Source organism: Spirosoma radiotolerans (assembly GCF_000974425.1).
Classification (GTDB): domain Bacteria; phylum Bacteroidota; class Bacteroidia; order Cytophagales; family Spirosomataceae; genus Spirosoma; species Spirosoma radiotolerans.
This window is the reverse complement of sequence record NZ_CP010429.1, coordinates 1,323,748-1,337,337: the sequence shown is the minus strand read 5'-3', so window position 1 is coordinate 1,337,337 and position 13,590 is coordinate 1,323,748. Positions and strand designations below refer to the sequence as shown.

The 13,590-nt window shown below is 48.4% G+C and carries 11 protein-coding genes; 10 read left to right on the top strand and 1 reads right to left on the bottom strand.

Annotation, left to right across the window (positions count from 1 at the left end; all coding sequences use genetic code 11):
* Positions 1 to 129: 129 nt before the first annotated feature.
* Positions 130 to 1,620, top strand: coding sequence for a right-handed parallel beta-helix repeat-containing protein (locus tag SD10_RS05145; protein WP_148562382.1), 1,491 nt, complete (start codon positions 130 to 132; stop codon positions 1,618 to 1,620).
* 131 nt (positions 1,621 to 1,751) lie between these two features.
* Here SD10_RS05145 and SD10_RS05140 read toward each other — a convergent pair whose 3' ends face one another.
* Complete coding sequence (locus SD10_RS05140) at positions 1,752 to 2,948, bottom strand: hypothetical protein (RefSeq protein ID WP_046375982.1); 1,197 nt, start codon at positions 2,946 to 2,948, stop codon at positions 1,752 to 1,754.
* 264 nt (positions 2,949 to 3,212) lie between these two features.
* Here SD10_RS05140 and SD10_RS05135 point away from each other — a divergent pair, with 264 nt between their 5' ends.
* From SD10_RS05135 to SD10_RS05095, 9 genes are all read left to right on the top strand, one after another.
* A complete protein-coding gene (locus tag SD10_RS05135) occupies positions 3,213 to 3,560 on the top strand; it encodes a LytR/AlgR family response regulator transcription factor (RefSeq protein WP_052731079.1) in 348 nt (115 codons plus the stop codon).
* Between the two features lie 748 nt (positions 3,561 to 4,308).
* Entirely contained in the window at positions 4,309 to 5,205 is an 897-nt protein-coding gene (locus SD10_RS05130) for a glycosyltransferase family protein (protein ID WP_046375981.1), read from the top strand.
* Positions 5,206 to 5,280: 75 nt separating this feature from the next.
* Positions 5,281 to 6,747, top strand: a complete 1,467-nt coding sequence (locus SD10_RS05125) for a right-handed parallel beta-helix repeat-containing protein (protein ID WP_046375980.1) — start codon at positions 5,281 to 5,283, stop codon at positions 6,745 to 6,747.
* Positions 6,748 to 7,531: 784 nt separating this feature from the next.
* Complete coding sequence (locus SD10_RS05120) at positions 7,532 to 8,335, top strand: polysaccharide biosynthesis/export family protein (RefSeq protein WP_052731078.1); 804 nt, start codon at positions 7,532 to 7,534, stop codon at positions 8,333 to 8,335.
* A 40-nt stretch (positions 8,336 to 8,375) separates the two neighbouring features.
* Positions 8,376 to 10,673 carry a GumC family protein gene (locus tag SD10_RS05115; protein ID WP_046375979.1) on the top strand — a complete coding sequence of 766 codons (2,298 nt, stop codon included), beginning with the start codon at positions 8,376 to 8,378 and terminating at the stop codon, positions 10,671 to 10,673.
* A gap of 82 nt (positions 10,674 to 10,755) precedes the next feature.
* Complete coding sequence (locus tag SD10_RS05110) at positions 10,756 to 11,433, top strand: sugar transferase (RefSeq protein WP_046375978.1); 678 nt, start codon at positions 10,756 to 10,758, stop codon at positions 11,431 to 11,433.
* A 34-nt stretch (positions 11,434 to 11,467) separates the two neighbouring features.
* Positions 11,468 to 12,250 (top strand): WecB/TagA/CpsF family glycosyltransferase, encoded by a 783-nt coding sequence (locus SD10_RS05105; RefSeq protein WP_046375977.1) that lies wholly within the window; start codon positions 11,468 to 11,470, stop codon positions 12,248 to 12,250.
* Entirely contained in the window at positions 12,247 to 13,230 is a 984-nt protein-coding gene (locus tag SD10_RS05100; RefSeq protein WP_046375976.1) for an NAD-dependent epimerase/dehydratase family protein, read from the top strand. Before SD10_RS05105 ends, SD10_RS05100 begins: the two co-directional genes overlap by 4 nt.
* The gene (locus SD10_RS05095; RefSeq protein WP_046375975.1) at positions 13,230 to 13,574 is read left to right on the top strand and encodes a cupin domain-containing protein; all 345 of its coding nucleotides are present in this window, start codon (positions 13,230 to 13,232) and stop codon (positions 13,572 to 13,574) included. Before SD10_RS05100 ends, SD10_RS05095 begins: the two co-directional genes overlap by 1 nt.
* Positions 13,575 to 13,590 lie beyond the last annotated feature (16 nt).

The window sequence follows — 13,590 nt, the reverse complement described above, 5'->3', positions numbered from 1 at the left end:
TAACATAAAGAGATACCAATAATTTCCATATCATCTACTTATTAAATCAATATTCAGGACAAACTACCGAATAATAAATATTTTTTGATTCCGTTTTTAAAATAATACTCCTCTTTTTTAACAAAAACTATGTTCAATTTAGTACGTTGGGGTGGTGTAGTAGCCGTAACTACACCCCTCTTGCTGATGGGCTGTGATCGCTCGGATGTTCAACCAGATTCCACAGCTGCCCTGAAGAGGGCGGAATCATCTTCTCTCAAAAGAATGTCGATAGAGCAGTTAAGGGGCCTTAGAAATGCGGCCACCCCAGACAGCATCTACTTGTCGGATGAAGACAAAATGGGCGTTTTCGCTTTGGACGTCAATGATAAACAAAGCAAGGACAACACAGGGCTCACCTTAGTTACGGCCAATGGGCTTCGCTACAAACGTGTGTATGCCGGAGCCGCCAATGCCGCCTGGTTCAACGTAACCACTTCCGATCCAGACATCGGTCCAGAGCTTCAGAATGCAGTTAATTCGACTGATCTGGTCGTTATTCCAGATGGCGAATACACTCAGCTCACGAAAGTAGTCCTCAGAAGCAATGTAACGATAAGGGCCAATCCGGGTAAAGTGACGCTGAAATTGACGGGAAATGAATACATTTCTTTTCAGAACTACTGGCAGGAGCAAAACCTGCAGAATGTAACAATCGATGGGATAAACTGGCTCGTTGCATCAACAGCCCGTGTAGAAGGCTCGTACGGACCCATCACCATCGATGGCCCTTCGGTTAAAAACCTGACCGTTCAGAACTGCCGCAGCGTTCATACTTCGCCAACGGCTAATGTGAACTGGTTTTTCCTGAAAGTACAGCCGGGAAAAGTAACCGACAATATCGTCATAACCAATAACTATGCGACGGGTGCGCGCATGGGTGCCGAGTTTATCAGCCAGCGTCAGCCCGTTCCCTATCTTGGCAAGGACATCAACGTGACAAACAACCGATTCGAAAATTGTGGCTTTGGCATATCTGTCGCTGGCTCGTTCGACGGTGTCGATGTCAGCAGTAATTACCTGAAAGACTGCCCGACTTATGGTATTGAGTTTGCCGGTTGGCTACACAACGCCCGCTTGGGGAACAATCGGTTTGAGGGACGGTTTATTTCGCTTTTTGCCGGGAACTGGGAAAACGATGGCGATGGAACCATCAGCAGCCCTGGCATGCACGTCTATGACAACGCAACTGTAGGTACGTGCACAGGAAAATGGCAGGTCCGCAATGGCTACAATATGTTCATGGAGAACAACTTCCTGACCATGACTGGTCTGCTGGATCTATCAGGGGCAACGAACAACGCCCAGTTTGTTAATAACAGGATTGTCAGTATCACTGAAAATAAGGTTATCCAGATCAATGATGTGAGCAACCTGACATTTGCCGGGAATTACATTAGCAATGAAAATGTAAATAACAGCTGGCTGACAATTATTGTGAACGGCAGAACAGCGACGAATAATGTTTTTTATAACAACATTATTGTGAAAAGCTCCGGGAGCCTGATTGGCGCCGGAAACGGAGCAACCTACAGATTCTACAATAACTTTGATAGAAATGGAGCCTTGTTAACGCTGTAGGTTACAATAATTTAGGCTAGAATAGCCTGCGAGCCTTTCGTTAACTTTTGTTTCTCTATTACACAACTGGCATCGGGTTGCTGCTTACGAATGCGGCAACCCGATGCTGTTTATCTAAGCTACCCTAACGATCAGAGCGGCTTGTTGAGCGCTTTTTCCAGTTCACTTTCTTCATTTGCAGACGTAGGCTTTGGCTGGGTACGTTCTACTGTCTGACCAGCAGCTTTTTTGCCAGCTTCCCGACGACGCACATTCGTGCGCGTAGAGACAGTCGGCTCTTCCGACGAGACAGTTGCCTGCTCTGTACCCGGTTTATCAACCGGAAACGAGTGCTGCAACCGGGATAACGAATCAATTACCTGCGTTAAATTTTTTTGCGCCCTTTCGGGATGATAAACGGCTTTGGTTCCACTGTCTGGTAAGCTTCCGGAAGCTGTTGATTCATACGGCAACGGGTTTTTCACCAGCGTTGTCTTTGGGGTTGTATCCTGACAAAGACTCGGAAAAAGCTGACATTTGTGGGTGTAGCCCGCATACCCTAACCCACTTATACCGACGAGTATCGCCAGGGCAACCCAGTTCCCGGTCCGACGGGCGGGGTTAGACGATTCCAGTGTCGGCTGGCTAAGGGATGCCGTCAGCCCGGATTTCCTGGACAGCCATCCTGTCCGCCTACCCTGAAGTGCAACCGTCTGGGAATCATAAGGCGTCTGAATCGTCAATTGTCCCTTATGCAAGCCTGGCTTACTGGCAGCATAGCGAATATGCACATGAAACTTCGGGGCGGGTGACACCACCGTTAAGGCGGAACCAAAATACGGGCGACTATCGCTGGCCAGTTGAAAATATCCTGGCGCATCGGTTGTAAGCGTAACGGGCGTATCGACGAGTGGCTGCGTAATCGTCAACAACAGATAGGCGGGTTTATCGCCCGCTGTCTGTGTAAACGAAAGTTCGGACTCACTGATCGTCAGTTGGGGGTTTCTGGTCAGCGCGGTTGTTACCTCAATTGGTAAAACGACCGTTTCTGCCGCTGAATTCTGGATTGTTAGTACACCATTTTTAGGGTAATTCCCGACATACGCTAAGGTAACGGTACCGCTGGCAACCCATTGCCGATTAAGTTGTTGTATGTGTTCAAAGGCTTGCTCCCTACGAGGTTGGCTGGTTAACGAAGTGGTCATATAATACCCATCCGATACCGTCACGACCAGATCTCTATGGCTTGCGGGTAGGTCTTCTACTACCGACTCTACCGTGAAGCTAAACGCCTTATCGTGGAAGTCTTCGGCTCGAATGCGCGCCTGAACAGACTGTTTAATAGGCATATGTAAGTTCTATGGATTAAAGAGGCTCTTACGGCACTAACGGCCCGATGTGTACCCGACAATTCAGGTCTGGAACGACAGCTTAACTTTGTGTACCGAATAGTAAATTCCTCGGTAAACACATGAATAAACTGGCTTGAAATGAGTAAAATTCCGGCTTAGAATCAGACGAGTAGGTAGTGGTGTTCTGAACGGTTCTTGCGATTTGTTTGAAAACCGAACGTAAAGGCACTACGTATATAAAACCAACTCAACAAACTCTCTATGAAAACTATTCAACTAGTCGGCCACTCGCCGGCGGTTTTGGTTCAATCCATTACGTGGCTGGAAGGAGATGCTAACTATACTCGAGTTCATTTTCAGGACGGTTCCATTAAATTAATTACCCAATCGCTTCATTGGTTTGAAAAAAATCTGGACTTTGTTCGGGTTCATCGCTCGGCCATCATCAATCCTTCTTACGTTCAGGAGTTCAGTCAAAAAAAAGGCCGGTCCGGCTGGATACGATTAGCCGATAACACGCGCATCCCTGTTTCGCGAGACCGTCTGGAGTATACGGCTACCCAGCTTTCGCTAACAAACGAACATCAATCGCCTTCTGAAGAGGTGTAAGGTAAATTAGGTTCATTTCCATTCCAGAAGTCAGGTGCTACCTCGTAGCCTGGTTCATTATGGCTTTTTCTGTGGAATATTCGTTCACATATTATCCATAATTGCGTTCCTGAATTTCTATACGAAATTAAGCACTCATCTCAGAAATAAAGCACTTATTGTACAGATAATCGAGTTAATTTCTTAGCTGGTATAACTGAGAATAATTACATTTCTAACCAAGGTCATTCTATATAAATGTTACCGTATTCAACTATATATAAATAAGGTATCATCATACAACCGAATACGTTCATACAGCTGGCAGTTTAGTTTAATATTGCTACTTCTCATATCAGCTTCTGCTTTTTGATTAAGCAAACTCCCCCTTTAGTTTTATAGTAGATATAACGGTAGGCGGCCTCAACAGGCGCATCGCTTTCCGACCGTTACTTCTCATAAACTGGGCAAGCTACCAGTTCCTAACCTTACTTGAACAACACCTACCTTGATGTCGAAGCCCAGCTAGTATAGCGGGACGATGTCGCTGGATCGATCAGGTGATTACGCGTCAACTCGTCACGTTTGGGCATATCGCCACGTAGCGATTGATCGGCCCGATACAAGTACTTACTCGCTACATAAGCATATTATTTTCTAATAGGCAGCATCACCAACGTACGAACAGGTCCTTAATTCACCCAGCACACTCGCAACGAACTGGCTTAGTTACGCCAACAAAAACTTAGTTTACTCAACCGTTTATTATATGAATGCACCGGTAATTCTATTTGCCTACAAGCGTCCCCATGAATTAAAGGCAACCATCCAAGCTCTTGAAGCCAATTATTTAGCTTCGGAAAGTGATCTGTACATTTTTGCCGATGCGCCAAAGCGCCCGGCGGATGCCCCCAAAGTAGCAGAGGTTCGTCACCTGCTGGATGCCATTTCAGGCTTTAAAACCATCCATCGGGACTACGCGGAGACTAACATCGGCTGTGCTAATTCGGTTATCCGAGGTATCTCTCAGGTGCTGGCCAACCACCCCACGGCTATCATTGTCGAGGATGATTTGGTAACGTCGCCTAATTTTCTGGACTTCATGAATCAGGGCTTACGTCAGTATGCCCAGAACAAGCGGGTTTATTCCGTCGCGGGGTACACATTTCCATTTCAGAAACCAGCAAATCATGAATCGGATGCTTACTTTATTCCCCGGCATAGTCCCTGGGGATGGGCTACCTGGGCCGACCGCTGGCAGTCGATCGATTGGGATATGGCCGACTACCCGGCTTTTACGCAAGACAAAGCCGAACAGCGATTGTTCATGCAGGGTGGCTCCGACCTACTGGGTATGCTCCGCGATCAGATGGAAGGGCGGGCCGATGCGTGGGATATCCGCTTCTGCTTTAACCGCTTCAAAAACAACGGCTTAACCGTTTATCCAACTATTTCGAAAGTTGAAAATATCGGTTTTGGCGAAGAGGCTACCCACACCAATATTTACAACCGCTACAAAACCCAGTTGGATGATGGGACGCAACGAGTCTTTACGCTTCCCAGAATCGTTCAGTCTACGGAGTACTACCAGCAACAGACGCTTCGCCGATACAGCGTTCCAATTCGGATTTTTAACCGACTAAAAACGCTTGCTGGCATGCGTTAACCCTGTTCTACCCGCCCCGTTAGTGTTTAGCGGGGCGTTTTTTTACCCCTATTTATTTTTAGATCGCTCATCGTAATGACATATTCAGGCATTTTTAAATCCATGATGCTGGTCGCTTCGTTCACCGTCCTGGCCTATTGCAAACCATCCGATCCGGAACCGGATGTCTTCGTTGAACGCGAAGATGCGCTATCGATTGCTCAGGTCAGAGCCTTCACGGCGAGTTCGGTTCCTACGCGCATCCGGATCACGGACGCGGGCAAAGAGGGCGTGTTCAAACTGGACCAGACCGACCATACCAGTACCGACAATATGGGCATCACGCTGGTCACGATTAAAGGCTATCGATACAAACGGGAGTTCACTGGATCAGCCAACGGGTATTGGTTCGGCATAACGGAATCCGACGATGACATCGGCCCTGAGTTGCAGGTAGCTATAACCGCTACCGATGACATTACTATTCCAGATGGCACCTACACTCAGATCACCAATGCGAACCTGAGAAGTAATTTGACCTTACGGGCTAATCCTGGCAAAGCAATTATCCGGCTACCCAAATCCCATGTTTCTTTGGGAGCACTTGTCAGCGCAACAGATCCTAATGCGTCGTTGGATAATGTGATGATTGATGGCTTAAGCTGGGTGGTATCCTCGCAGGAGGTTGGCAACTATGGTACCATTTCGATTGATGGCCCATCCGTGTCGAACCTAACGATCCAGAACTGTAACGGAGATGACAGCGCAGCCAAGGACAGCACCAACTGGCTTACGCTAAAAATTCAGGCCGGACGAACGGCCTCGAATATCATCGTTCGCAATAACACCGTACAGGCCAAACGTATGGCTTGTGAGATTTTCAATCATGACAACTTCAATGTTTACGCGGGAAAAAACATCGTTGTGAGTGGCAATACGTTCTACAATTGTCACTTCGGCATCTCGTTGTCCGGGCCGCTGGATCAGCTTACGGTGGATAACAACTACATAAAAAACTGTAGCCTGTTTGGGATCGAAATAGCTGGGGCGGCTCAGCATGTGACGATCACGAATAACAAATTTGAAGGTGTATTCGATAAATTCCTCGAAGGGTCCAACGACGGTGGCGGTAATGGTTCGATCGTGGGCGGCATGGTTATCAGTGGCAACTCGACAGTTGGCCTGTGCACAGGAGGCATTCAGCTCTTCAATGGAGGAACCGTTCAGTTCACCAAGAACGTACTCAAAATGACGGGAATGATCGAGTTGTTCTCTTCGACGGCGGGCGGCACCTTTACCGACAACGTAATCGAGAGCTCAGCTACCAAAGCCATCATTTGTGACAACTCTCCCAATAACACGTTCGCCAACAATACCATTTCGAACAAAACGAACGCGGTCAATCAGGCTACATTTCTGGCGTACGGCAGCAAAGCAACAAACAATGTCCTGACGGGTAACAAACTGATCCAGGGAGTGGGCGGAAAGCCCTATGACGCTGTGCTGGGCGCTAGTTGCAAGGCGTCTATGAACTACGACGGGGCCGGCAATCCGATCCCTTAAAAAGCAGCTTACGGCAACCGTTTCAATGGCTGTATATCTGGTTATTTCTGACTAGGTATCGTGCTAAACATTCTTTTCTTGTCCTGCCCGTCGGTATTCTGTTGCTGACGGGCAGTTTGCATTTAGCTGCTGAAACACGTCTGATTGACGATTGAGTGAAGTATGCTACCGGGGATAGATTGAGTCAACCTTACTTATGTAAAAAGTAACACATGCGTCATCTGGTAATAATACAAATCCGTATTTATAAAGCGCTAGAGTTTATTTTTAACTATTCCTATCAATGATATAACTATCCCTATAAACAGGCAAAATAAGAAGTTAATTTCTTAACAGGTATTACTTGATTGCTTTATAGAATACATGATATGAATCCCATATTTTTATTACTCTAGACGTTACAACCAGTCTAATTTGTTACTACAAAAGCCAAAACAATAACCAATACAAAGAATTTGTTTACAAGCCAAAGAAGGTAGTGAATTGAGAAATCCTTTGTCTTCATAAATCAACATTCTACTTTCGAGTTATAATAGTACAACGGACGATCGTTAAGTTCATCCGCTATGTGCTCCACCGTGCACCCATCTTCTTAGTACTTCAACAGTACACGCTACAGGCCTCTTTTGGTATAAAACTGTAGAACACAATTAATCTGATTATCAGTCAAATTAACTTACCAAAAGTATAGTACCGCAAAAAGGACGTACGAACGAGTATTGATTGTCAAATTAGGTTAAACCTATTCACTATACTAATTAGGATTACCAAGCCATACGCACGAATGAGCAAAAAGAGCATAACACCACACCTAACCCATTGGATAAGCATATTGGCCATTACCCTGTCTGTAGTATCACTGGAAGGCTGTACATCGGCCAAAAAGCTGGTTTATTTTCAGGGGGCCACCACAACTGATGATACTGTCAATATAGCTGAACCCTTTATTCCAACTATAAAAAAAGGCGATATCTTATCGGTTCAGGTGAGTAGCCTCAACGCCGAAGCATCAGCGTATTTTAACCCTGTTTCTATGGCCGAGGCCACCGCTGTAACCGCCATCGCTAACCCACTGGCCCGCACGGTAGGGTATGCTGTAGCCGACGATGGTACCATCAAACTGCCGCTTATTGGCCAGTTGAGCGTGGTAGGTCTGACCAATACCAAAGCAAGTGAACTCATTACCAGTAAGCTCAAAAGTTATCTGAAAGAACCAACCGTTAATGTTCGAAACCTGAATTTCAGAATTTCGGTGCTCGGTGAGGTAAGCCGCCCGGCCTTATTTACCATTCCAAATGAACAGATAACCTTACCGGAGGCCTTAGGATTGGCTGGTGACCTGACAATTTACGGCCGCCGTGACAATGTTCTTGTCATTCGGGAAGAGGGGACAAAACGTGTTTTCGCCCGTCTTGACCTTACTCGACGGGATGCCTTTCGCTCGCCTTACTACTCGCTTCATCCTAACGATGTCGTTTACATAGAACCAGGAAAAGCCCGCGTAACCAGCGTTGACAGAGCCTACCAACTCACCCCCGTAGTCACCGGTATTCTGTCTCTGATAGCCATTATCGCAACCCGGCGTTAACCAAAATTACTCACAACTCTCAACGTAATTTTCTTTATTTATGAATTCACGGTCATCTCAATCATATGTTCCCTACCAAGTTGTCGATTCCGGCAGTTCGGTGCTCAGGACACATATACTGCCATACCTCCGCTACTGGCCCTGGTTTGTTTTATCGGTAGGTTTAGCCCTGGCTGGCGCCTACGTATACCTACTGTACAAACAACCGATTTACAAGATTCAGGCCAGCCTCTTGCTGCAGGATGAAAAGAGAGGAAGTGGTCAGGATAACCCTCTGAAAGAACTGGAGGTATACTCGCCTAAAAAGGTGGTCGAAAACGAACTCGAAGTGCTGCATTCGTCCACTCTGATGGACCGGGTCGTGACGAACCTGCACCTGGACAGTCAGTATTTCCGGAAAACGAAATTCGGGAAACGGGAAATCTACGCCGATTCACCCGTCTGGCTGCTGGTTGAAGAAGCAGATCCAAGTCTGTACAAGACTCCGCTGGCTCTTTCGTTCGTGAATGCAGAAACGGTACGAATTAACGATAAGACATATCCGCTTAACCAGCGCCTGAAGACGCCCTACGGCCAGCTTCGTGTGCTGACCCGGAAAGACGTTAGTAGCAAGAGCGAGCCTATAACCGTTCAGGTGATGCCCCAGGCGGCTGCCGTTGGCATGTATCTGGATAAGTTAAAAACCGAGCCAACCAGCAAAACTTCGACTGTCATTCACCTTACGCTCGAAGACGCCGTTCCTGAAAAGGGTGAGGCCGTGCTGAATAGCCTGATCAATGAATACAACCAGGCCGCTATTGCCGACAAAAACAAGGTAGCATCCAATACCCTCCGATTCGTTGAAAACCGGCTTCGTATGGTATCGGGCGAACTGTCTTCGGTCGAACGCAATGTGGAGCAATACAAATCGACCATGGGTATCACCGATCTGAGTGCTCAGGCGCAATCGTTTCTGCAAACAACCCAACAGAACGACGCTCAGCTCAACCAAGTGAACATCCAACTGGCGGTGCTCAACGATCTGGAAAACTTCATCAGCACCCAATCAGACAAGCGTGGTAGCACACCAGCCACGGTTGGCATCAGTGATCCGGTTCTGTTGAATCAAATTGACAAGCTTTCGCAGCTCGAACTGCAACGCGACGAAATCCGGCAGACTAGCGGGGATGAAAACCCAAGACTGCAATCGCTGGATAACCAGATCAAAAACACCAAGCATAACATCGACCAGAACATTCGGACCATGAAGTCCATGCTGACCAGTTCGAAGGAACAGTATGTGGCGAAGAACGAAAAACTGGAAAATGTGATCAAAACCGTCCCTAAACAGGAACGTGCACTGATGGACATCACCCGCCAGCAGACGATCAAAAACAACCTGTATACCTACCTCCTCCAGAAGCGCGAAGAGATGGCCGTTACCTTTGCGGCTGCCATTTCGGACAGCCGGACAATCGACGCAGCGAAAAGTAGCCTCAGTCCTGTGAAGCCAGTAGGCATTGTTATCTACGCCCTCTTCGGACTGGTCGGTCTGTTACTGCCTACAGCCGCGATTGCGGGCAAGGGCGCTCTGAACACCAAAGTATCCCGCCGGGGCGATGTCGAAGACGTTACGCAGGTGCCTATTCTGGGTGAGATCATGAGCAAGCGGCAGCGCGATGTGCTGATCGTTGGGCCCAACAACCGCTCCGTGATTGCCGAACAGATCCGGACCATCCGCACCAACCTGTACATTGGCAAAGGTGAGATGGACGATAGCCAAGTGCTCTTATTTACGTCCAGCATCAGTGGCGAGGGCAAGTCCTTTATTTCGATGAACCTGGGCGCGAGCATGGCTTTGCTCAAACAGCCAACCGTCATTCTGGAAATGGATATGCGGTTACCTCGCCTGCACCAACTGTTCGACATCGACAATTCAGTTGGGATCAGCACCTATCTGAACGGAGAAGCGACGTTAGCCGATATTCTGAAACCCGTTCCGGGTTACCCGAATTACTTTATTATTCCAAGTGGACCTCTTCCTCCAGATCCTTCGGAATTACTGAGTGGGCCTAACCTGAAACAGTTGATCGGTGAATTGCGCGAGAAGTTCCGCTATGTGATCATTGACGCCCCCCCAATTGGTATCGTTACCGACGCACAGGCCATTGCTCCTTACTCCGACGCCACCCTGTTTGTCGTCCGTCATGGCGTAACGCCGAAAGAAAGCCTGAAAATTCTGGACATGCTTCACCGTGAGCAGCGCTTCCAGAACATGCGCATCATTCTGAACGCCGTTGGAAGTGGTCATGGGTATCATTTCAACAATGGCTACAAGAACAGTTACTCGTACCGGTAAGACCATTGACGCCATGAAGGCGGTTTTACTTCGGATGATACCTAAGGCAACTCTTCATCCATACCTGTAAATAGACACGATCATGCAGGCTTCTACCAACGGAAAAACATTTCATTTATATCTAAGCTACGATGATGAGGCTAGGCCTTATACAACGAAGCGTGTGCTCAGGAGCCTTAAAAAGCGGGGATTTGACTTATTGATTGCGAGTATCGTTGTGGCCTCTATTCTTATTTGGCTTATACCTATACTAGCTCTATTGATCAAGTTAACCTCGCCGGGACCAGCCATTTTTGTGCAGTCCCGCACTGGGCGCAACGGTCGGGTATTTCCCTGTCTGAAATTCCGGACCATGACCTACGACCGGAATGCCGAATTTCATCAGGCAACCCAGCACGACATGCGCGTGACGCGCATCGGGAAGTTTCTACGCAAAACGAATCTGGACGAGATGCCCCAGTTTCTGAATGTGTTGGCGGGCCATATGAGCATTGTGGGGCCACGGCCGCACCCAATTCCGCTCGATGCCCAGCACTGGCATACGCTGCCCGGCTATAAGGAACGCTACACCGTTCGGCCCGGTATCACCGGACTGGCGCAGGCCAGAGGTGCCCGTGGCGAAACAGCCGAGTTGTATAAAATGAAAGTCAGGGTTCGCTACGACCATCTGTACATCCGTCGTCAATCGACCCGGCTGGATGCCAAAATCTGCTGGTGGACCGTACAGGCCGCCATCAAAGGCAACAAAAATGCCTGGTAGATCCATCTCCTTAACGCGTAAATAGTCCATCACCATGACAAAAGTCCTACAAGTGCAGCTCTATGATGCCGGTCTGCCCTCAGCAGTTCAGGACATCATCCAGCAGTGCCAGCCAACCGCTACCCGGCAGAATAAGTGCGTCAGTGCCACCGGAGCCCACGGCCTGGTAACGGCCTTCAAAGAGCCGGAGTTTAAGTCGGTCCTCGATTCGTTCTACTGGAATCTACCCGATGGCATGCCCGGCGTCTGGGTTGGCAAACTCAAAGGGGCCAAACAAATGACCCGTTGCTATGGGCCCGACTTTTTCAAATATGTATTTGAAAGCAGCGCCGATAAGTCGATCAAACATTTCCTGTGTGGCGGTCAGGAAGGAGTAGCTGAGGAGTTGAAACAGGCCGTTGGCCGGAAGTTTGGCAACTACCAGGTGGCCGGTACGTTTTGTCCGCCCTTTCGGGAAATGTCGGATCAGGAGTTTCAGGCATTGGGCGAGCAGATCAACCGATCGGGAGCCAACATCGTCTGGATTGGTTTGAGTACACCCAAGCAGGAACGCTTTGCCCGGCGGCTGGCCCAGTGGGTCGATGTCAACTTCATTGTGACAGTTGGAGCGGCCTTCGACTTCCACACGGACCGGGTCAAGCAGGCGCCAAGCTGGATGCAACGTATGTCACTGGAGTGGCTATTCCGGCTAATGTCAGAACCCAAACGGCTCTATAAGAGATACTTAGAAATTGTTCCTCTGTTTATAATCCTTAATGTAAAAGAATTTTTCTCACCCATTAAACAAACAACCGCTTCGGCGAATCAACAATTATGAAAAAAGCTCTCGTCTGTGGTGCTGGTGGCTTCATTGGTGGTCACCTTGTAAACCGACTCAAATCTGAAGGATACTGGGTTCGTGGAGTCGATGTAAAAGAAAACGAATACGGCAACACCAACGCCGATGAGTTCGTTATCGGCGATTTAAGAAACCCGGAAGTAGCCGACGAGGTGATCACGTCAGATCTGGACGAAATCTACCAGTTGGCGGCTGATATGGGCGGGGCAGGGTTTGTCTTCACGGGTACAAACGATGCTGCCATCATGCACAACTCGGTGCTCTGTAACCTGAACGTTCTCGAAGCAGCCAAGAATAAAGGCGTGAAACGGATATTCTATTCGTCATCAGCCTGTATGTATCCTGAGCACAACCAGATGGACCCCAACAACCCAAAATGCTCGGAAGAGTCGGCTTATCCAGCCAATCCGGACAGCGAATACGGTTGGGAAAAACTCTTCTCGGAGCGGTTGTTCCTGGCTTATCAGAAGAATCACGGTATCGAAGCCCGCATCGCCCGTTTCCACAACATCTTCGGACCAATGGGTACCTGGGATGGTGGCCGCGAGAAAGCACCCGCTGCCGTTTGTCGCAAAGTGGCAATGGCCGAAGATGGTGGTTCGATCGAAATCTGGGGTGATGGCAAACAAACCCGTTCGTTCCTGATCGTAGACGAGTGTGTGGAAGGTATCCGCCGGTTGATGAGTTCTGATTTTTCGGGTCCGGTAAACATCGGGTCGGAAGAGATGATCTCGCTCAACGACTTCGCTAAAATGGTCATCGACATTTCGGGCAAAAACCTGTCGATCAACAACATTCCGGGTCCATTAGGTGTGCGGGGTCGTAACTCCGACAACCACCTGATTACCGAGAAATTAGGCTGGGCTCCCTCGACTCCCCTACGGAAAGGTGTTGAGAAAACCTACGACTGGATTTCGGAACAGATCCAGAAGAAAGAACTCGAACCAGTAGAAGCCTAATGGAACGGATCACGGCCTCCCTTATGCACCTTGAGCGCGAGCTTACCGCTCATGCTCAGGGTGCGAAGCAGGTTTTCCTCCGGAATAGTGATACGCCAACGAATGTGACGCAGGTAGCGTATGGCACATTTACAAAGGCGGACTACTGCGAGCTACATGCCCACGCAACAATGGAAGAGTGCTTCTTTTTCCTGAAGGGCGAGGGTGTTTATGAGGTTGCCGATCAGCAGATTCCGCTGCAACACGGTGTTTTTGTCAGGATTCCGGCGGGGGTGCCCCATCGGCTCGAAGCGACCGGTGACGAACCCCTGGAGTATGTTTATTTTGGAATAGCCACGAATTGAGCTCTTTAACTAACAA

What these genes read in the sequence shown, in the direction of transcription:
- SD10_RS05145 (WP_148562382.1), top strand. Translation starts at nt 130, where the DNA reads ATGTTCAATTTAGTACGTTGGGGTGGTGTAGTAGCCGTAACTACACCC.
- SD10_RS05140 (WP_046375982.1), bottom strand. Translation starts at nt 2,948, where the DNA reads ATGCCTATTAAACAGTCTGTTCAGGCGCGCATTCGAGCCGAAGACTTC.
- SD10_RS05135 (WP_052731079.1), top strand. Translation starts at nt 3,213, where the DNA reads ATGAAAACTATTCAACTAGTCGGCCACTCGCCGGCGGTTTTGGTTCAA.
- SD10_RS05130 (WP_046375981.1), top strand. Translation starts at nt 4,309, where the DNA reads ATGAATGCACCGGTAATTCTATTTGCCTACAAGCGTCCCCATGAATTA.
- SD10_RS05125 (WP_046375980.1), top strand. Translation starts at nt 5,281, where the DNA reads ATGACATATTCAGGCATTTTTAAATCCATGATGCTGGTCGCTTCGTTC.
- SD10_RS05120 (WP_052731078.1), top strand. Translation starts at nt 7,532, where the DNA reads ATGAGCAAAAAGAGCATAACACCACACCTAACCCATTGGATAAGCATA.
- SD10_RS05115 (WP_046375979.1), top strand. Translation starts at nt 8,376, where the DNA reads ATGAATTCACGGTCATCTCAATCATATGTTCCCTACCAAGTTGTCGAT.
- SD10_RS05110 (WP_046375978.1), top strand. Translation starts at nt 10,756, where the DNA reads ATGCAGGCTTCTACCAACGGAAAAACATTTCATTTATATCTAAGCTAC.
- SD10_RS05105 (WP_046375977.1), top strand. Translation starts at nt 11,468, where the DNA reads ATGACAAAAGTCCTACAAGTGCAGCTCTATGATGCCGGTCTGCCCTCA.
- SD10_RS05100 (WP_046375976.1), top strand. Translation starts at nt 12,247, where the DNA reads ATGAAAAAAGCTCTCGTCTGTGGTGCTGGTGGCTTCATTGGTGGTCAC.
- SD10_RS05095 (WP_046375975.1), top strand. Translation starts at nt 13,230, where the DNA reads ATGGAACGGATCACGGCCTCCCTTATGCACCTTGAGCGCGAGCTTACC.